15 protein-coding genes are annotated in these 19,399 nt (G+C 71.5%); 8 read left to right on the top strand and 7 right to left on the bottom strand.

All coding sequences use genetic code 11. The annotated features are described in order from the left end of the window. The first annotated feature begins 23 nt into the window (after nt 1–23). Both IPT68_RS09090 and IPT68_RS09085 read left to right on the top strand, forming a co-directional pair. Nucleotides 24–1,025 (top strand): TerC family protein, encoded by a 1,002-nt coding sequence (locus IPT68_RS09090; RefSeq protein ID WP_189698868.1) that lies wholly within the window; start codon nt 24–26, stop codon nt 1,023–1,025. Between the two features lie 201 nt (nt 1,026–1,226). Continuing rightward, nucleotides 1,227–2,327 (top strand): calcium:proton antiporter, encoded by a 1,101-nt coding sequence (locus IPT68_RS09085; RefSeq protein WP_189698867.1) that lies wholly within the window; start codon nt 1,227–1,229, stop codon nt 2,325–2,327. A gap of 34 nt (nt 2,328–2,361) precedes the next feature. On the opposite strand, the gene IPT68_RS09080 is transcribed toward IPT68_RS09085, so the two are convergent. After that, nucleotides 2,362–3,648 carry an MFS transporter gene (locus tag IPT68_RS09080; protein ID WP_228040326.1) on the bottom strand — a complete coding sequence of 429 codons (1,287 nt, stop codon included), beginning with the start codon at nt 3,646–3,648 and terminating at the stop codon, nt 2,362–2,364. A 94-nt stretch (nt 3,649–3,742) separates the two neighbouring features. Beyond that, complete coding sequence (locus IPT68_RS09075) at nt 3,743–4,789, bottom strand: S66 family peptidase (protein WP_189698865.1); 1,047 nt, start codon at nt 4,787–4,789, stop codon at nt 3,743–3,745. 83 nt (nt 4,790–4,872) lie between these two features. On the opposite strand from IPT68_RS09075, the gene aroQ reads away from it, so the two are divergent. Then, a complete protein-coding gene (aroQ, locus tag IPT68_RS09070; protein WP_189698864.1) occupies nt 4,873–5,346 on the top strand; it encodes a type II 3-dehydroquinate dehydratase in 474 nt (157 codons plus the stop codon). 397 nt (nt 5,347–5,743) lie between these two features. Here the strand turns inward: aroQ and IPT68_RS09065 are convergent, their stop codons facing one another. Beyond that, nucleotides 5,744–6,400, bottom strand: a complete 657-nt coding sequence (locus IPT68_RS09065; RefSeq protein ID WP_189698863.1) for an MBL fold metallo-hydrolase — start codon at nt 6,398–6,400, stop codon at nt 5,744–5,746. A gap of 50 nt (nt 6,401–6,450) precedes the next feature. Further along, nucleotides 6,451–7,137, bottom strand: coding sequence for a maleylpyruvate isomerase family mycothiol-dependent enzyme (locus IPT68_RS09060; protein ID WP_189698862.1), 687 nt, complete (start codon nt 7,135–7,137; stop codon nt 6,451–6,453). A gap of 224 nt (nt 7,138–7,361) precedes the next feature. Here IPT68_RS09060 and uvrA point away from each other — a divergent pair, with 224 nt between their 5' ends. After that, a complete protein-coding gene (gene uvrA / locus IPT68_RS09055) occupies nt 7,362–10,391 on the top strand; it encodes an excinuclease ABC subunit UvrA (protein WP_189698861.1) in 3,030 nt (1,009 codons plus the stop codon). A gap of 72 nt (nt 10,392–10,463) precedes the next feature. Here uvrA and IPT68_RS09050 read toward each other — a convergent pair whose 3' ends face one another. The 3 genes from IPT68_RS09050 to IPT68_RS09040 form a co-directional block, all read right to left on the bottom strand. Beyond that, nucleotides 10,464–11,375, bottom strand: coding sequence for a carbohydrate kinase family protein (locus IPT68_RS09050; protein ID WP_189698860.1), 912 nt, complete (start codon nt 11,373–11,375; stop codon nt 10,464–10,466). Beyond that, nucleotides 11,372–12,403, bottom strand: a complete 1,032-nt coding sequence (locus IPT68_RS09045; RefSeq protein WP_189698859.1) for a LacI family DNA-binding transcriptional regulator — start codon at nt 12,401–12,403, stop codon at nt 11,372–11,374. The genes IPT68_RS09050 and IPT68_RS09045 overlap by 4 nt, the downstream gene beginning before the upstream one ends. Before the next feature lie 277 nt (nt 12,404–12,680). Next, a complete protein-coding gene (locus IPT68_RS09040; protein WP_189698858.1) occupies nt 12,681–13,661 on the bottom strand; it encodes a hypothetical protein in 981 nt (326 codons plus the stop codon). 302 nt (nt 13,662–13,963) lie between these two features. On the opposite strand from IPT68_RS09040, the gene uvrC reads away from it, so the two are divergent. The 4 genes from uvrC to whiA are packed head-to-tail and all read left to right on the top strand — an operon-like array spanning nt 13,964 to nt 19,357. Beyond that, nucleotides 13,964–16,297, top strand: a complete 2,334-nt coding sequence (uvrC, locus tag IPT68_RS09035) for an excinuclease ABC subunit UvrC (protein WP_189698857.1) — start codon at nt 13,964–13,966, stop codon at nt 16,295–16,297. Beyond that, nucleotides 16,294–17,313, top strand: a complete 1,020-nt coding sequence (rapZ, locus tag IPT68_RS09030; protein WP_194074065.1) for an RNase adapter RapZ — start codon at nt 16,294–16,296, stop codon at nt 17,311–17,313. Before uvrC ends, rapZ begins: the two co-directional genes overlap by 4 nt. After that, on the top strand, nt 17,310–18,377 hold the full coding sequence (locus IPT68_RS09025; protein ID WP_194074064.1) for a gluconeogenesis factor YvcK family protein: 1,068 nt from the start codon (nt 17,310–17,312) through the stop codon (nt 18,375–18,377). The genes rapZ and IPT68_RS09025 overlap by 4 nt, the downstream gene beginning before the upstream one ends. After that, entirely contained in the window at nt 18,368–19,357 is a 990-nt protein-coding gene (gene whiA / locus IPT68_RS09020) for a DNA-binding protein WhiA (RefSeq protein WP_189698854.1), read from the top strand. Before IPT68_RS09025 ends, whiA begins: the two co-directional genes overlap by 10 nt. Nucleotides 19,358–19,399: the final 42 nt, after the last annotated feature.

Genomic DNA, 19,399 nt, shown 5'->3' with positions numbered 1-19,399 from the left:
CGTTACGTACTGCCGGAGGCGCAGTGGATGTTTCCCTGACCCTGTGGGTCCTGACCATCGTGGGGCTCGCCGCACTCATCGCGGTCGACTTCTTCATCGGCCGCAAGCCCCACGACGTATCCATCAAGGAAGCCGGGATCTGGACGGTCGTCTGGATCGCTCTGGCGTGTCTCTTCGGTCTTGGCCTGCTCGTCTTCGGCGGGGGCCGGCCCGCCGGTGAGTTCTTCGCCGGCTTCATCACCGAGAAGTCGCTGAGCGTCGACAACCTCTTCGTCTTCGTCCTGATCATGGCGAAGTTCGCCGTGCCCTCGCAGTACCAGCAGCGGGTGCTCCTCGTCGGCGTCCTCATAGCCCTGGTGCTGCGCGCGATCTTCATCGCCGCCGGTGCCGCGATCATCGCCAGCTTCTCGTGGGTGTTCTACCTCTTCGGCGCCTTCCTGATCTGGACGGCCTGGAAGCTGATCCAGGAGGCCCGGGCGGGCGACGAGGACGAGGAGTACGAGGAGAACAAGCTCCTCAAGGCCGCCGAGCGCCGCTTCGGTGTGGCCGACAGCTACCACGGCACCAAGCTGTGGATCCAGCAGAACGGCAAGCGGGTCATGACCCCGATGCTGGTCGTGATGCTGGCCATCGGCACCACGGACGTTCTGTTCGCGCTCGACTCCATCCCGGCGATCTTCGGCCTCACGCAGGACCCGTACATCGTCTTCACCGCCAACGCCTTCGCGCTGATGGGTTTGAGGCAGCTGTACTTCCTCATCGGCGGCCTGCTGAAGAAGCTGGTCCACCTCTCGTACGGCCTGTCGATCATCCTGGGCTTCATCGGCGTCAAGCTCGTGCTGCACGCCCTGCACGAGTCCGGGGTCCACGTCCCGGAGATCAGCATTCCGTTCTCGCTCGGCGTGATCTGCACCGTCCTGATCATCACCACGATCACCAGCCTGATGGCCTCCCGGAAGCAGGCGGCCGCCGTGGCGGCGCAGGAGCGGAGCGAGGGCGCCCCGAAGGACAGCGTCGATGTCTGACCACCTCGGACGGGGTGACGCCCGTCGCCGGTGACACCCGTCAGAAGAAGCGGTGCTCGGTCAACTGCCGGGCACCGCTCCTCATTTTCCGAGTCCGCCCCGTGCCCAGGAGCCATGCTGTGACCTACGCGTCTCGTACGACTCCCGCCCCCTCCTACTGACCGGAATGCGAGGTGCGAACCGGTCTGCGAGGATCGCTGCATGATCGATCGGCTCAGGTCGCTCACGCATGGGTGGACGTACGTGGTGCCGGTGCTCGCGGCGGTCCTGCTGGTCTTCACCTGGGGCCGCCATGTGCCGGGCGCGGTCGTCGTCCTGATGACGGTCGTCCTCGCGGGCGCGGTCCTCGCCGCCGTGCACCACGCGGAAGTGGTCGCCCACCGGGTCGGCGAACCCTTCGGCTCGCTCGTCCTCGCGATCGCCGTCACGGTCATCGAGGTCGCGCTGATCGTCACCCTCATGCTGGACGGCGGCGACAAGAGCGCCTCCCTGGCCAGGGACACGGTCTTCGCCGCCGTGATGATCACCTGCAACGGCATCGTCGGACTGAGCCTGCTGGTGGCTTCCCTGCGCCACCGCACGGCCGTCTTCAACCCCGAGGGCACCGGCGCCGCCCTCGCCACGGTCGCCACCCTGGCCACGCTCAGCCTGGTGCTGCCGACCTTTACGACCAGCACGCCCGGCCCGCAGTTCTCGGGGCTGCAGCTCACCTTCGCCGCGGTGTCCTCACTGATCCTGTACGGCCTGTTCGTGGCGACCCAGACCGTCAGGCACCGCGACTACTTCCTGCCGATCACCCGTCAGGGCGAGGTGATCACCGTGGACGACCACGCCACCGCCCCATCCACCCGCACCGCCTGGATCAGCCTGGGCCTGCTGCTGCTCGCGCTGGTCGGGGTGGTCGGCCTGGCGAAGGGCGTGTCGCCGACGATCGAGTCGGGCGTGGCGGCCGCCGGCCTGGACCACGCCGTCGTCGGTGTGATCATCGCGCTGCTGGTGCTGCTCCCCGAGACGATCGCCGCGCTGCGCTCCGCCCGCCGTGACCGGGTGCAGACGAGCCTCAACCTCGCCCTGGGCTCCGCCATGGCCAGCATCGGCCTGACCATCCCCGCCGTGGCCCTGGCGTCCATCTGGCTGTCCGGGCCCCTGATCCTCGGCCTGGGCTCGACCCACATGGTGCTGCTGGCACTGACCATCGTGGTCGCCGCCCTGACGGTGGTGCCGGGCCGGGCCACTCCGCTTCAGGGAGGCGTTCATCTGGTGCTGCTGGCGGCGTACCTGGAGCTGGCGGTCAATCCGTAGGTCGGCGGGTCGGCCGCGGGGCTGGGGCCCCGAGTCAGCCGGCAGCCGCCGCCTCGGCCTCCGCCTCCGTCGCCCGCACCCGCATCGGCCGCGTCTCCGGAAGCAGCGCGAAACAGCCCAGGCTGAGCAGCGCGAGGCCGGTCATATAGGCGCCCACGCCCCAGGGCACCCGGCCGCCCTGCCCGGCCAGTGCCGTGGCCACGATCGGGGTGAGCGCGCCGCCGAGGACGCCGCCGAGGTTGTAACCGACCGCGGCGCCCGTGCAGCGGACCCGGGGCTCGTACAGCTCCGGCAGGTACGCCGCGATCACGCCGAACATCGTGACGAACGCGATCAGCGCCACCAGGAAGCCGAGGAACATCAGCAGCGGGGCGCCGGTCGCCAGCAGCGCCACCATCGGGAACATCCACAGGGCCGCCGCCGCGCACCCGATCAGGCACAGGGGCCGCCGCCCGTAGCGGTCGCCCAGGACCGCCGCCACCGGCGTCAGCGCACCCTTGATCACCACCGCGGCCATGACACTGGTCAGCATGACGGTACGGCTCACCCCGAGCCGTTCCGTGGCGTAGGCGAGCGACCAGGTGGTCACGGCGTAGAAGATCGCGTACCCGACGGCGAGCGCTCCGGCGGTGAGCAGGACCAGCCGCCAGTGGTCGCGCACGACCTCGACGAGCGGCACGCGCGCGTAGTCGTCGATCTTGAGGAAGCTGGGGCTCTCGGTGAGCGACGACCGCAGCCACAGCCCCACGAGGGCCAGCACGCCGGCGGCCCAGAAGGGGACCCGCCAGCCCCACGCGGCGAACTGGGCGTCGGTCAGCGTCGCGGACAGCGTCAGCACCGCTCCGTTGGCGAGCAGGAAGCCCACCGGGGGCCCCACCTGCGGAAAGCTCGACCACAGTCCGCGCCGGTCGGCCGGGGCGTGCTCCGCGGTGAGCAGCACGGCCCCGCCCCACTCACCGCCGAGCCCGAGCCCCTGCAGGAAGCGCAGGACGAGCAGCAGCACGGGGGCGGCCACTCCGATCGAGTCGAACGTCGGTACGCAGCCGACGGCGACGGTCGACGCACCGGTGAGCAGCAGCGAGCCGACGAGGACCGGCCGCCGTCCGTGCCGGTCGCCGATGTGCCCGAAGAGCACGGAGCCCAGTGGCCGGGCCACGAAGCCGACGCCGAAGGTGGCGAAGGCGGCCAGCGTCCCCGCCACCGGCGAGAACGTGGGAAAGAACAGCGGCCCCAGGACCAGCGCCGCCGCGGTCCCGTAGACGAAGAAGTCGTAGAACTCGATGGCCGTCCCGGCGAGCGAGGCGGCCGCGAGCCGCAGCATGGAAGGCGCCCTTACGGTGCGTACGTCGTGCATGCCGCGTCAACTACCCACGGTGACCACCGGTTACGGGGGCGCGCGGAGGTGAGGCCGTGCCTCAGTAGGTGACGGTGATGCGCCGGGCGGGACCGTCCACGCGGATCAGGCCGCCGTAGGGGATCACGAGTTGGGGGTCGGTGTGGCCGAGGTCGACGTCGAAGACGACCAGGGTGTCGGGGGCGTACGCCCGCAGCGCGCGCAGGACGGCCTCGCGCTGCTCGGCGGCGTAACAAGCGCCCTCCTCGGGGCTGTTGGGCCGCTCGAAGGACCACGTCTTGGGTCGGCCCATCAGCAGTGCCGGGAAGCGCCGCAGCAGCCCGCGCTCGCCCATGTTCCTCAGGGTCCGGAAGACCTCGGCGGCGCTCGGCATGTCCTCGGAGGTCTCCAGGAACAGCACCCCGCCGTCGAACTCGCTCAGGTCGTGCGGGATCTCCCGGTCGGCCATCAGCAGCCAGCCCAGGATCTCCAGGCAGCCGCCCCAGCTGCGGCCCTCCACCACACGGTCGGCGTTCACCCAGGTCCAGCCGGTGCCGGGCCGGGTCTCGGGTTCGGCGTCGAAGGTCGCCGGATCCGCCCAGTCGCGGCTCACGTCCCGCCAGCGCTCGGCCGGCTGCAGGTCGTACGGGCCCGTGGTGAACAGCGCCGCCCGCACGGACTCGGCGGTCTGCGGGTGCAGGGCGCCCGGACGGCCGAGCTCGGCCATGACGGACGCGCCGTGGTATCCGACGATGCCGGTGTTGCGCAGGAAGGCGAGCAGGTTGGTGTTGTCGCTCATTCCGAAGAACGGCTTCGGGCGGGCGCGGATCAACTCCCGGTCCAGCAGCGGCAGGACGGTGATCTGGTCCTCGCCGCCGATGGACGCGATGACGGCCTTGATGTCCGGGTCGGCGAACGCGGCGTGGATGTCGTCGGCCCGCTCCTGGGGCGTCGAGCCCATTGTGCGCGTCGCCGGATACTCCACCGGCTCCAGCCCGTACTCCTCCCGCAGCCGCTTCAACCCCAGCTCATGAGGGAGCGGCAGGATTCCGGGCAGGCCGGCCGACGGCGAGATGACGGCTATGCGGTCTCCCGGGGAGGGCTTGGGCGGATACGAGATCGTCGTCATGCCCGGAGGGTATGGGCCGTCCCGCCCGCGGCGCATCGTGATAAACCGGGGCTGTGCAGCCACCTCACCGGACCGGAGGAACCGTGCCCCGCACCCTGGCCAACGCCCCGATCATGATCCTCAACGGGCCGAACCTGAACCTTCTCGGGCAACGCCAGCCGGAGATCTACGGCTCCGACACCCTCGCCGACGTCGAGGTGTTGTGCGCCAAGGCGGCCGCCGCGCACGGCGGCACGGTGGACTTCCGGCAGTCCAACCACGAGGGCGAGTTCGTCGACTGGATCCACGAGGCGCGGCTCAATCACTGCGGCATCGTCATCAACCCCGGTGCCTACTCGCACACGTCCGTCGCGATCCTGGATGCGCTCAACACCTGTGACGGCATGCCAGTGGTGGAGGTGCACATCTCCAACATCCACCAGCGGGAGTCGTTCCGGCACCACTCGTACGTCTCGCTGCGTGCCGACGGTGTCATCGCGGGGTGCGGCGTGCAGGGGTACGTGTTCGGCGTGGAGCGGGTCGCGGCGCTGGTCGGAGCGGCACAGGCCGAAGCGTAGGAGCGTGGGGGAGCCGCCCGACCGGAGAGGGTGGGCCGCCGGCCGAGGGCGGGGATCGAGGGACCGGCGGCCCATACCGCGCCGGTGCCGTCGTCCCGCGCGGGGCTGTGTCCAGTGGACCGCACAACGCCGTGCGCGGGGAGCGCGCGCAGGACAGCGGCGCGTGCAGACGATTCACACGGGGCGCGCGTCTCGCAATCCGCGCCCCTGGCCCTCCGAGGTTCACCACCCGCGCGCCGTGGGCTCTCCGACGTTCACCACCCGCGAGCCGTGGGCCCTCCGAGGTTCACCACCCGCGCGCGCTGAGCCCCGCGAGGTGCGCCAGGTTCACCACCCGGACGCCCCGAGCCTCCGAGGCTGGTTCCGGCCGCGCACGCGCCCCCTCAACCTCCGGACGTCACCACCCGCGCGCGTGCCACTCCGGCAGATGCGGTCGTTCCGCGCCGAGCGTGGTGTCGTTGCCGTGCCCCGGATAGACCCAGGTCTCGTCCGGAAGCACGTCGAAAATCTTCGTCTCGACGTCGTGGATCAGGCTGGCGAACGCCCGGGGATCCTTGCGGGTGTTGCCCACACCGCCCGGGAAGAGGCAATCGCCCGTGAACACGTGCGGGTGCCCGTGCGGGTCGTCGTAGACCAGGGCGATCGAGCCCGGCGTGTGCCCGACCAGGTGACGCGCGGTCAGTTCCACGTGGCCCACCCGGATCGTGTCCCCGTCGTCGACGAGGACGTCGGTCGGCACGGGGATGCCGGCGGCGTCGTCGCGGCCCGCGTAGGTACGGGCGCCCGTGGCCGCGACGACCTCGGCGAGCGCCTGCCAGTGGTCGCCGTGCTGGTGCGTGGTGACGACGGACGCGATGCCGTCGTCACCGATCATGCCCAGCAGCGTGCGCGCGTCGTTGGCCGCATCGATCAGCAACTGCTCGTCGGTGGCCCGGCAGCGCAGCAGATAGGTGTTGTTGGCCATCGGGCCGACCGCGATCTTGCTGATCATCAGGTCCTTGAGCTCGTGCACGTCCGCCGGGCCACCGACCGTCACCTGTCCGCTGTACGTCATGCCGGCCAGTCTAGGGCGGCAGGGGTACGGCGAGCAGGGCGTCCGCGCCGCTACAGCGGGGGCAGCGACGGCAGTGGTCCGCCCTCGACGGCCAGCCCGGAGCCGTCCCGGCGCCCGGCGAGCCAGCCCAGCAGGTCGGCCGGGGAGCCGGTGACCGTGACCCCGCCCCCGCTCGGCGCCCGGCCGGTGCTCCACGCGCGCGTGCCGTCCGTCAGGCGCGTGTGAGGTACGTCGGGGTGGCCGCTGAACCGGTCGGCGAGGAAGTCGATCTCCCGATCCGTGAACTCGGCCGGCAGGTCCTCCAGCTCGTAGCCGATGCCGAGGTCCACGTGGTGCAGCTCGACCTCGACCCAGCGCCGGAACGGCACCCGGGACGCCGCGTCGGTCACGCCGTTGCGCAGCTCCACGGTGCGCGACCAGTCGGCGGGCACGTCGGCGGCCTCCTGCAAGCGGGCGGCGCTCTCCCGGACGTCGGCCAGCTGGACGTCGAGAGGGCGTGGGGCGTCCCGGTCGATGTCGGCGTCGCGGGCGTCCGCGGAGACGTACATGGGGCGGCCCTCGAGGACGTTCACGAGGGCGTCCGCGTTGCGGGCCAGGTGGGCGAGTACGTGACCCCGGCTCCAGCCGGGGAGCCGTGACGGTTCGGTCACAGCCGCGTTGTCCAACTTGGCTGCTGCGGTGAGCAGCCGTTCCGTCGCTTCCCGTACAGACGCCAGGTCACGCGCGTGATCAGTCATGACGCCGACCCTAGCCCCGCCACACCTTCGGGTGAAGGCGGTGAACCCCGACCGTTAATCGAATGCGCGTGCTATATGGTCATCGTACGCGTCGGGCATGCTGGAGGGCCGGGGATTGTTATGCAACTCGGGAATCCGACCGGCGTTGTCAGTGGCTCCCCCTAGTCTGAGAAAGCACGGGGGCCCCGCCCCTGTCACTTCTCTCAAGAAAGGTGCGGACCGGCGTGGCCGACCGTCTCATCGTCCGTGGCGCGCGCGAGCACAACCTGAAGAACGTCTCGCTCGACCTGCCTCGGGACTCGCTCATCGTCTTCACGGGCCTGTCGGGGTCGGGCAAGTCCTCCCTGGCCTTCGACACCATCTTCGCCGAGGGCCAGCGGCGCTACGTGGAGTCGCTCTCCTCGTACGCCCGCCAGTTCCTGGGCCAGATGGACAAGCCGGACGTCGACTTCATCGAGGGCCTGTCCCCTGCGGTCTCCATCGACCAGAAGTCGACCTCGCGCAACCCGCGCTCGACGGTCGGCACCATCACCGAGGTCTACGACTACCTGCGTCTGCTCTTCGCGCGCATCGGCAAGCCGCACTGTCCCGCATGCGGGCGCCCGATCTCGCGCCAGTCGCCGCAGGCCATCGTCGACAAGGTCCTGGAGCTGCCGGAGGGGAGCCGCTTCCAGGTGCTGTCCCCGCTGGTGCGCGAGCGCAAGGGCGAGTTCGTCGACCTCTTCGCCGATCTGCAGACCAAGGGTTACAGCCGCGCGCGGGTGGACGGCGAGACCATCCAGCTCTCCAACCCGCCCACCCTGAAGAAGCAGGAGAAGCACACCATCGAGGTGGTCATCGACCGCCTCACGGTCAAGGAGTCCGCCAAGCGCCGGCTCACCGACTCCGTGGAGACCGCCCTCGGCCTCTCGGGCGGCATGGTGGTGCTCGACTTCGTCGACCTCCCCGCGGACGACCCCGAGCGCGAGCGCATGTACTCGGAGCACCTGTACTGCGCTTACGACGACCTCTCCTTCGAGGAGCTGGAGCCGCGCTCCTTCTCCTTCAACTCGCCCTTCGGCGCCTGCCCCGAGTGCACCGGCATCGGTACGCGCATGGAGGTCGACCCCGAGCTGATCGTCCCGGACGAGGACAAGACGCTCGACGAGGGCGCGATCCACCCCTGGTCGCACGGGCACACCAAGGACTACTTCGGCCGTCTGATCGGCGCCCTCGCGGACGCCCTGGGCTTCCGCACCGACATCCCCTTCGCGGGTCTGCCGCAGCGGGCGAAGAAGGCCCTGCTGTACGGGCACAAGACCCAGATCGAGGTCCGCTACCGCAACCGGTACGGGCGCGAGCGGGTGTACACCACGCCGTTCGAGGGCGCCGTCCCCTTCGTCAAGCGCCGGCACAGCGAGGCCGAGAGCGACGCCAGCCGCGAGCGCTTCGAGGGCTACATGCGCGAGGTGCCCTGCCCCACCTGTGAGGGCACGCGCCTGAAGCCGATCGTCCTCGCGGTCACGATCATGGAGAAGTCGATCGCCGAGGTCTCGGCCATGTCGATCAGCGACTGCGCGGACTTCCTGGGCGAACTGAAGCTCAGCGCGCGGGACAAGAAGATCGCCGAGCGCGTGCTGAAGGAGGTCAACGAGCGCCTGCGGTTCCTGGTCGACGTGGGCCTGGACTACCTCTCGCTGAACCGCGCGGCCGGCACCCTGTCCGGCGGCGAGGCCCAGCGCATCCGCCTGGCCACGCAGATCGGCTCCGGCCTCGTCGGCGTCCTGTACGTCCTCGACGAGCCGTCCATCGGCCTGCACCAGCGGGACAACCACCGGCTGATCGAAACCCTGGTCCGGCTGCGCGACATGGGCAACACGCTCATCGTCGTCGAGCACGACGAGGACACCATCAAGGTCGCCGACTGGGTCGTGGACATCGGCCCCGGCGCGGGCGAGCACGGCGGCAAGGTCGTGCACAGCGGCTCCCTGAAGGACCTGCTCGCCAACGAGGAGTCGCAGACCGGCCAGTACCTCGCCGGGAAGAAGGCCATCCCGGTGCCGGACATCCGGCGGCCCCACGACCCCTCCCGGCAGCTCACCGTGCACGGCGCCCGGGAGAACAACCTCCAGGACATCGACGTGTCCTTCCCGCTGGGCGTGTTCACCGCCGTCACGGGCGTGTCCGGCTCCGGCAAGTCGACGCTGGTCAACGACATCCTGTACACGCACCTGGCACGCGAGCTGAACGGCGCCCGGAACGTGCCCGGACGGCACACGCGCGTGGACGGCGACGACCTCGTCGACAAGGTGGTCCACGTCGACCAGTCGCCCATCGGCCGCACCCCGCGGTCCAACCCGGCGACGTACACCGGTGTCTTCGACCACATCCGCAAGCTGTTCGCCGAGACCACCGAGGCGAAGGTCCGCGGCTACCTGCCCGGCCGCTTCTCCTTCAACGTCAAGGGCGGCCGCTGCGAGAACTGCGCGGGCGACGGCACGATCAAGATCGAGATGAACTTCCTCCCGGACGTGTACGTCCCGTGCGAGGTCTGCCACGGCGCCCGGTACAACCGGGAGACCCTGGAGGTCCACTACAAGGGCAAGTCCATCGCCGAGGTCCTGAACATGCCGATCGAGGAGGCCCTCGACTTCTTCGAGGCCGTCCCCTCGATCGCCCGGCACCTGAGGACGCTGCACGACGTGGGTCTCGGCTACGTCCGCCTCGGCCAGTCGGCGACCACCCTCTCCGGCGGCGAGGCCCAGCGCGTGAAGCTCGCCAGCGAACTCCAGAAGCGGTCCACCGGACGTACGGTCTACGTCCTCGACGAGCCGACCACCGGTCTGCACTTCGAGGACATCAGCAAGCTGCTGAAGGTCCTGTCCGGCCTGGTCGACAAGGGCAACACGGTCATCGTCATCGAACACAACCTCGACGTGATCAAGACCGCCGACTGGATCGTCGACATGGGCCCCGAGGGAGGCGCCGGAGGCGGCCTCGTCGTCGCCGAGGGCACGCCCGAGGAGGTCGCCGCGGTGTCGACGAGCCACACCGGCAAGTTCCTGCGGGACGTCCTCGGCGCCGACCGGATCAGCGACGCCGCCGCGGTGAAGGCCCCGCGCAAGGCCGCCGCGAAGAAGACGGTGGCGGCCGGCGCACCGGCGAGGAGGACGGCGACGGCGAAGGCGGTCAACAACACGTCGGCGAAGAAGGCGGCGGGAGCGACCAAGAAGGCCACGACCGCGAAGAAGACGACGCGGGCCCAGAAGACCTGAGGACCGCACACGAAGGGGCGGTGCCCCGCGGGCGTTCCCGCGGGGCACCGCCCCTTCGTCCTCTCCGGCCCTCTACAGCTCACCCAGCTCCGACGCGTACGGCGGCTCCGCGCCCGCCCGTGAGCAGGTGATCGCCGCGGCACGCGCCGCGAACCGCAGCAGACGCGTCCAGGCGTCGCCGTCAAGGCCGGCGAGTGCCTCGGGGGACAGGGCGTCCCAACTGGACAGGCCGTGCAGCAGGGCCGCGTTGACCGTGTCGCCGGCGCCGATCGTGTCCACGACGGCGACCCGCTCACCCGGTACGGAATGTTCCCCGCCGTCCCGGGTGAACACCGTCAGCCCCTCGCCGCCCCGCGTGATCACCACCGCCGAGGGCCCCTCGGCCAGCCACTCGCGTGGCGTGCCGCCCAGCCACCGCGCGTCCTCCTCGGACAGCTTCAGCAGCGTCACCGAGGGCAGCCAGCCGAGGAACCGCGCCCGGTAGGCGTCCGCGTCCGGGATCAGTCCGGCCCTGATGTTGGGGTCGAGCGCGGTGAACACGCCCTGCGCCGCCACGCCGCGCATCAGGCGCTCGTAGGCGCTCGCCCCCGGCTCCAGGACCAGCGAACAGGTGCCGAAGGACACCGCGCGTGCGGCGGCCGGAAAGCGGTCGGGGGCCGTGAACAGCCGGTCGGCGGTGCCCTCGACGTAGAAGGAGTAGGCGGCCGAGCCGTTCCCGTCGAGCGTCGCGACCGCCAGCGTGGTGGGCTCGGGGCCGCGCTGCACGGCCGAGACGTCCACGCCCGCCTTGCGCAACCCGTCGAGCAGGGCCTCGCCGAAAGCGTCGCGCGAGGTGCGCGAGCAGAAGGCCGTCGGCGAGCCGAGCCGGCCGAGGGCCACGGCGGTGTTGTACGGGCCGCCGCCGAGGGCCGGCCGGAGTCCGGCGAGGGCGCCCGTGCCCTGCGGTACCAGGTCGATCAAGGCCTCACCGGCGACGACGATCACGAGTCGGGTCCTTTCTCGGGGCAGCCGCAGGAGCTGCGGTGGACGAAGGTGCAGGGGAGCCGCACGGTCCGGGCGGGCCGGTCCGGAGCGGCGAGACGCTCCAGGAGGATCCGCACGGCCCGCGCGCCGAGGTCCTTGCTGGGCTGGGCGATCGCGGTGAGCCGGGGGGAGAACAGGTCCGCCCAGGCGAAGTCGTCGAAGCAGCACAGCGCGATGTCACCGGGCACGGACAGGCCGCGCTCGCGCAGGGCGCGCAGGGCGCCGATGGTCATGGCGTTGTTCGCGGTGACGAGAGCCGTGGGCGGCGTGGCGAGGGAGAGCAGCGCGGCGGTCGCCTGCTCGCCGCCGGCCGACTCGGAGTCGCCGTGCACGACGAGCCGCTCGTCGTGGGTGAGCCCGGCGGCGGCCAGACCGCGCCGGTAGCCGGTGATCCGCTCGGCGGTCGTGCTCAGCCCGCAGCGGCCGGCGACCAGCGCGATACGGCGGTGGCCGCGCTCGGCGAGGTGGGTGACCAGGCTCGCCACCGGTTCCGTGCTCTCCGCGCAGACCTGGTCGAACCGCGGGACGCCGCTCGCCGGAGCATCGGCCACGCGGTCCAGGAGCACGGTCGGCACCTCGTGGCGGTGCAGGTAGGAGAGCAGTTCGCGGGGATGCGGCGACGGCGCGACGATCAGGCCGTCCACGCGTCGCTCGTGCAGCAACTGGACGACCGTGCGCTCGTGCTGCGGGTCCTCGTGCGGGTCGGCGATGAGCAGGCTGTAACCCTCTTCAAGGGCGGTCGCCTCGACGCCCTGGAGGATCTCGGTGAAGTAGGGATTGCTGATGGCCGACACGGCCAGGCCGATCGAACGGGTGCGGGAGGTCACCAGGGAACGGGCAAGGGTGTTCGGGGTGTAGCCGAGCTGGTCGATGGCGTCCAGGACGGCCTGGCGGGTCTGCGGGCGCACCGGGCGGGTGCCGTTCAGCACGTGGGAGACGGTCGCCACGGAGACCCCGGCGCTCCGCGCCACGTCCACCATCGTCGCCATGCGGTCCCCTTCCCGGAGGCGCCGTTCCCGGGCAGCGCCCGAGCCGGGCCGCGGCCTCCGTGGCGGGGACCGTATCCCATCAAGGCCCGCACGTAAACGCTTGCGCAAACGTTTACGTCCCGCACTCGCCACTCAAGCCACCTCAGCCACTCACGCCACTGAGCCACCAAGCCACCGGGGCCACTCACGCCACTGGAGACACCAAGCCACCGGGGCCACCCAAGCCACCTGGGCGCATCTCACCGCCTAGGCGCTCCTCACCGCCACCCCACCCACCTCACCCCGCGTCCCACTCCCACCCGACCCCCACGATCCCCGCTCGCACCCGCGGTTCCACGAGGTGCACCGAGTGGTGGCGGCCGGTCAGCGGCAGCTCCTGGTGACCGCTGCGCGGGGCAGCCGCCGACTGCTGGGTGAACCGGTGGCAGCGCACCGGCAGGGCGTTCTCGTCGAACCGCACCTGAAGGGCGTACTGGCCGCCGGCCGGCCCCAAGCCGCGGACGTACTCACGCGACACCCCCGCCGTGCCGTCCTCGACGCCGTAGCGGAAGAGGAAGGAGTCGCCGGCCCGCAGTCGGGTGTCGAACAGCAGCTCGGCGACCAGGACACCGGACTCGTGGTGGCGGCGGACGCGCCCGGTGCGGCAGTTGTCCAGGGCGTGCACGCTCATGCGGTCCGGGACGCACCCGGGGTCGCCGTGGTGGACGGCCACGAAGCGGTCGACGCCGTCCCGGTCCGCGCGCACGATGTGGTGCGACTCGCGCCCCAGCAGCTCGCGGCGCGCCCCGATCCTTACCCGTTCGTGGTGCCCGAGCATGTGCAGACCTCCGTCGAGCGGGGCGTCCAGCTCGGCGAGCAGCCGTTCCAGGACCCCCGAGGCCTCGATGAGGGACCGGTAGGAGCGGCCTTCGGGGCGGCGCGCGGCCGCGCGCTCGTCGGCCGTCTCGGCGAGCAGCCGGATCAGCGACTCCTCCGGGAGCCGCAGAATCTCCTCCAGGGCGCGTACGGCCCGCAGCGACTCGGGGCGCTGAGGGCGGCGGGCGCCCTGCTGCCAGTAACTCAGGCTGGTGACGCCTACTTTCACGCCGTGCCGCGTCAGATGGTGCTGGACCCGCTGCAGCGGCAGTCCGCGGGCGGCTATCGCGGCGCGCAGCGCGACGTGGAAGGGACCGCCGCGCAGGGCCGTGTCCAGCACGGTGTCCGGATCCGTGTCCAGTTCCGCGGGGACGACGTCCGCGTGCGGTGTGGCGTGCGGCATGCAGGGGCCTTTCTGTGCTGGATCACAACGGCTGGTCAGTCCGTTGACGCGGGTGGTCCGGGTCACCCGGGCGGCGTCGGGCCGTCTTCCCCTCCGTGCGCCGCCGTGCACGGTCCCGAGTTCCTCCGCATTGAAGCGTGTTGACCATGCCGCGACAACACCTGGCGCCCAACCGTGGTGCGCTCGTGGCCGAGGATCGACCGGTGGCCCCGGGGCGTTCGCGCACCGGGGCGCCCGGCACCGCGGCGGGCGTTGTCCACAGGCCCGCCGGAGTGTCACCGCTCGCCAGTAGGGTGTGAGACATGGCCGATCCCTCCAGCTACCGCCCCAGGCCGGGAGACATCCCGGACTCCCCCGGGGTGTACCGGTTCCGCGACGAGCACCGCCGGGTGATCTACGTCGGAAAGGCGAAGAGCCTGCGCCAGCGCCTGGCCAACTACTTCCAGGACCTGGCCGGCCTGCACCCGCGCACGCGGAGCATGGTCACCACGGCCGCGTCCGTGGAGTGGACGGTGGTGTCCACGGAGGTCGAGGCCCTCCAGCTGGAGTACTCCTGGATCAAGGAGTACGACCCCCGGTTCAACGTCAAGTACCGCGACGACAAGAGCTACCCGTACCTCGCGGTGACGATGAACGAGCAGTACCCGCGCGTGCAGGTGATGCGCGGCCACAAGAAGAAGGGCGTGCGCTACTTCGGGCCGTACGCGCACGCGTGGGCGATTCGGGACACGGTCGACCTGCTGCTGCGCGTCTTCCCCGTGCGCACCTGCTCGGCCGGTGTCTTCAAGAACGCCGCCCGCACCGGCCGCCCCTGTCTGCTCGGCTACATCGGCAAGTGCTCCGCCCCCTGCGTCGGCCGTATCTCCGACGAGGACCACAAGGAGCTGGCGGAGGAGTTCTGCGACTTCATGACGGGCCGCACGGGGACGTACCTGCGCCGGCTGGAGCAGCAGATGGCGGAGGCGGCCGAAGAGCTGGAGTACGAGCGGGCGGCCCGGCTGCGCGACGACATCGGGGCCCTGAAGAAGGCCATGGAGAAGAACGCGGTCGTGCTGGCGGACGCGACCGACGCCGACCTGATCGCCGTCGCCGAGGACGAGCTGGAAGCGGCCGTGCAGATCTTCCACGTCCGTGGCGGACGCGTGCGCGGTCAGCGCGGCTGGGTCACCGACAAGGTGGAGGAGATCACCACCGGCGCCCTGGTGGAGCACGCCCTGCAGCAGCTCTACGGGGAGGAGACCGGCGACGCGGTGCCCAAGGAGGTCCTCGTCCCGGCGTTGCCCGAGCCGGTGGAGCCGGTGCAGGAATGGCTGGCCGTGCGCCGGGGCTCGAACGTCTCGCTGCGCATCCCCCAGCGCGGCGACAAGAAGGCCCTGATGGAGACGGTGCAGCGCAACGCGCTCCAGGCGCTCGCCCTGCACAAGACCAAGCGCGCCTCCGACCTGACCACCCGCTCGCGCGCGCTGGAGGAGATCGCCGAGGCCCTGGACCTGGACAGCGCCCCGCTGCGGATCGAGTGCTACGACATCTCGCATCTGCAGGGCGACGACGTGGTGGCGTCCATGGTCGTCTTCGAGGACGGGCTGCAGCGCAAGAGCGAGTACCGACGGTTCCAGATCAAGGGCTTTGCCGGACAGGACGACGTCCGCTCCATGCACGAGGTGATCACCCGCCGCTTCAGGCGCTACCTGGCCGAGAAGGAGCGGACGGGGGAGTGGGCCGACGGCGAGCCGGGCCTCACGAACGGCGCGGCGAACAGCCACACGGACGGCGTCGGCGGCCCGGGCGATGACGCGGACGCCACCGCCGGCACCGGCATCCCGAGCGACGACTCGCATGCCACCTCCGCGGCCGGCGCGACCGCCGCCGATCGCGCGGGCGGTCACGCGAAGGGCGCCACGGCAGTCACCGGCACCACCGATCGCACGAGCGGCCACGCGAACGGCACGACCGCCGACGCCGGCCCGAGCGGCCTCGCCCCCGGCGGCATCGGTGACCTCGTCGGCGCCCCCGTGGCGAGCAGCCTCACCGAGGACGACGGCCGCCCCAAGCGCTTCGCCTACCCTCCGCAGCTGGTCGTCGTCGACGGCGGTCAGCCGCAGGTCGCCGCCGCCCAGCGGGCCCTGGACGAGCTGGGCATCGACGACATCGCCGTGTGCGGCCTCGCCAAGCGCCTGGAGGAGGTCTGGCTGCCCGGCGAGGACGACCCGGTGGTCCTGCCCCGCACCAGCGAGGGCCTCTACCTGCTGCAACGCGTCCGGGACGAGGCGCACCGGTTCGCGATCACCTACCAGCGCAGCAAGCGCGCCAAGCGGATACGCTCCAGCCCCCTGGACGACGTCCCCGGGCTCGGCGAGACGCGCAAGCAGGCGCTGATCAAGCACTTCGGTTCGGTGAAGAGACTGCGGTCCGCGACCATCGACCAGATCTGTGAGGTCCCGGGCATAGGTCGCAAGACGGCCGAGACGATCGTCGTGGCGCTCGCCCGGACGGCCCCGGCCGCACCCGCCGTCAACACGGCGACTGGAGAGATCATGGAAGACGTGGAGGACGGGGAACCCGGGACGACGGCGGGTACCCCAGGGGAGCCCGTGACCACGGGCGCCCCGGACGAGCGACGGGGGCAGGAGAGATGACCGAGCACGAAGAGCAGCAGTCCACAGCGCAGCGAGATCAGCAACCCCAGGAAACTCACAAGGTGACCGGCGAGGATCCGACGCGGCAGGACGCCCCTCAGGACGACGGAGCACAGGTGGGTACGGGTATCGAAGCAGGCGGGGTCCCCGAAGCGGCCATCCCCGAACTGGTGATCATCTCGGGCATGTCCGGCGCCGGACGCTCGACGGCCGCGAAGTGTCTGGAGGACCTCGGCTGGTTCGTGGTCGACAACCTCCCGCCCGCGCTGATCCCCACCATGGTGGAGCTCGGTGCCCGCTCGCAGGGCAACGTGGCGCGGATCGCGGTCGTCGTCGACGTGCGCGGCCGCCGTTTCTTCGACAACCTGCGCGAGTCCCTCGCCGACCTGGACTCGCGGGGCGTCACCCGGCGGATCGTCTTCCTGGAGTCCTCCGACGAGGCCCTGGTGCGCCGCTTCGAGTCGGTGCGCCGCCCGCACCCCCTCCAGGGCGACGGCCGGATCGTCGACGGCATCGCCGCCGAGCGTGAGCTGCTGCGCGAGCTGCGCGGCGACGCCGACCTGGTGATCGACACCTCCAGCCTCAACGTGCACGAGCTGCGCGCCAAGATGGACGCCCAGTTCGCGGGCGAGGAGGAACCGGAGCTGCGGGCCACCGTCATGTCCTTCGGCTACAAGTACGGCCTGCCGGTCGACGCCGACCTCGTCGTCGACTGCCGCTTCCTGCCCAACCCGCACTGGGTCCCGGAGCTGCGCCCGTTCACCGGCCTCAACGAGGAGGTGTCGGGTTACGTCTTCAACCAGCCCGGCGCGAAGGAGTTCCTCGACCGCTACGCCGAGCTGCTCCAGCTCATCGCGGCCGGCTACCGGCGTGAGGGCAAGCGGTACGTGACCATCGCGGTCGGCTGCACCGGCGGCAAGCACCGCTCGGTCGCGATGTCGGAGAAGCTCGCCGCGCGGCTGGCGGCCGAGGGCGTGGAGACGGTGGTCGTGCACCGGGACATGGGACGCGAATGACGGGACGTACGTTGCGGCTGAGCCGGCTGCGCAGAGTCGCACCCGAGGGGCGTGGCGGCCGGCCCGCCGAGTCCCGGGGCGGCCGGCCGCGCCGCCGGGGCACCCAGCCCAAGGTGGTCGCCCTCGGCGGCGGCAGAGGACTGTCCGCATCGCTCGCCGCGCTGCGCCGGATCACCGGTGACCTCACCGCCGTCGTCACCGTGGCCGACGACGGCGGCTCCAGCGGCCGGCTCCGCGACGAGCTGGGCGTGCTGCCGCCCGGCGACCTGCGCAAGGCGCTGGCCGCGCTGTGCGGCGACGACGACTGGGGCCAGACCTGGGCCCGGGTCATCCAGCACCGCTTCCAGTCCGGCGGCGAGATGCACGGACACGCGGTCGGCAACCTGCTGATCGTGGCCCTGTGGGAGCAGCTCGGCGACCACGTCCTCGCCCTCGACCTGGTCGGCAAGCTGCTCGGCGCGCACGGGCGCGTGCTGCCCATGTCCGCCGTGCCGCTGGAGCTCCAGGCACTGGTCAAGGGGCACGACCGGGACCGGCCCGACGACATCGACACCGTCCGCGGGCAGGCGACCGTCGCCCTCACCCCCGGCGAGGTGCAGTCGGTGCAGCTGGTGCCGAGCGATCCGCCCGCCGTGCCGGAGGCCGTCGAGGCGGTCCTGGACGCGGACTGGGTGGTCCTCGGCCCCGGCTCCTGGTTCTCCTCGGTCATCCCGCACCTGCTGGTGCCCCAGCTGCTGGACGCCCTCACGCAGACGAAGGCGCGCCGGGTACTCTCGCTGAACCTCGCGCCGCAGCCCGGAGAAACCGAGGGCTTCTCCCCGCAGCGTCATTTGGAGGTTTTGGGACGACACGCCCCTAAACTCGCCCTGGACGTGGTGCTGGCCGACGAGGCCGCCGTGCCCGACCGCGACTCACTGACCGACGCCGCCAAGCGTTTCGGGGCCGCGGTCGAGCTGGCGCCGGTGGCCCGGAGGGACGGAACTCCGCGGCACGACCCGGAGCTGCTGGCCGCCGCGTACGACCGTATTTTTCGGATGCATGGAAGGATCGGCCCATGGCGATGACGGCAGCGGTGAAGGACGAGATCTCCCGGCTCCCCGTCACCCGGACCTGCTGCAGGAAGGCGGAGGTCTCCGCCATTCTGCGGTTCGCCGGCGGCCTCCACCTGGTCAGCGGGCGCATCGTGATCGAGGCGGAGCTGGACACCGCGATGGCGGCGCGGCGGCTCAAGCGGGACATCCTGGAGATCTTCGGGCACAGCTCGGAACTGATCGTGATGGCCCCGGGCGGACTGCGGCGCGGTTCGCGCTACGTCGTCCGGGTCGTCGCCGGCGGCGACCAGTTGGCCCGCCAGACCGGCCTGGTCGACGGCCGGGGCCGGCCGATCCGGGGGCTGCCCCCGCAGGTGGTCTCGGGGGCCACCTGTGACGCCGAGGCGGCCTGGCGCGGGGCCTTCCTCGCGCACGGTTCGCTCACCGAACCCGGCCGCAGCTCCTCCCTCGAGGTGACCTGCCCGGGCCCCGAGGCCGCGCTCGCCCTGGTCGGCGCCGCCCGCCGCCTGTCGATCGCCGCCAAGGCCCGCGAGGTGCGGGGCGTGGACCGGGTCGTCGTCCGCGACGGCGACGCGATCGGCGCGCTGCTCACCCGTCTCGGCGCCCATGAGTCGGTGCTGGCCTGGGAGGAGCGGCGGATGCGCCGCGAGGTGCGCGCCACCGCCAACCGGCTCGCCAACTTCGACGACGCCAACCTGCGCCGGTCCGCGCGTGCGGCGGTCGCCGCCGGCGCCCGGGTCGCCCGCGCGCTGGAGATCCTCGGTGACGACGTCCCCGAGCACCTCGCCGCGGCCGGCCGCCTGCGCATGGAGCACAAGCAGGCCTCGCTGGAGGAGCTGGGCGCGCTGGCCGACCCGCCGTTGACCAAGGACGCCGTCGCGGGCCGTATCCGCCGGCTGCTGGCGATGGCCGACAAGCGTGCGGCGGACCTGGGGATCCCCAGCACGGAAGCCAACCTCAGCGAGGAACTGGCGGACAATCTCGCCGGCTGACGCCCCGTCGGACACAGCCGGTGCCGACACCCGCCGAGGAGG

Source organism: Streptomyces chromofuscus, from assembly GCF_015160875.1.
Taxonomy (GTDB): domain Bacteria; phylum Actinomycetota; class Actinomycetes; order Streptomycetales; family Streptomycetaceae; genus Streptomyces; species Streptomyces chromofuscus.
The sequence above is the reverse complement of the archived record's forward strand: the minus strand, read 5'-3'. Positions and strand labels throughout refer to the sequence as shown.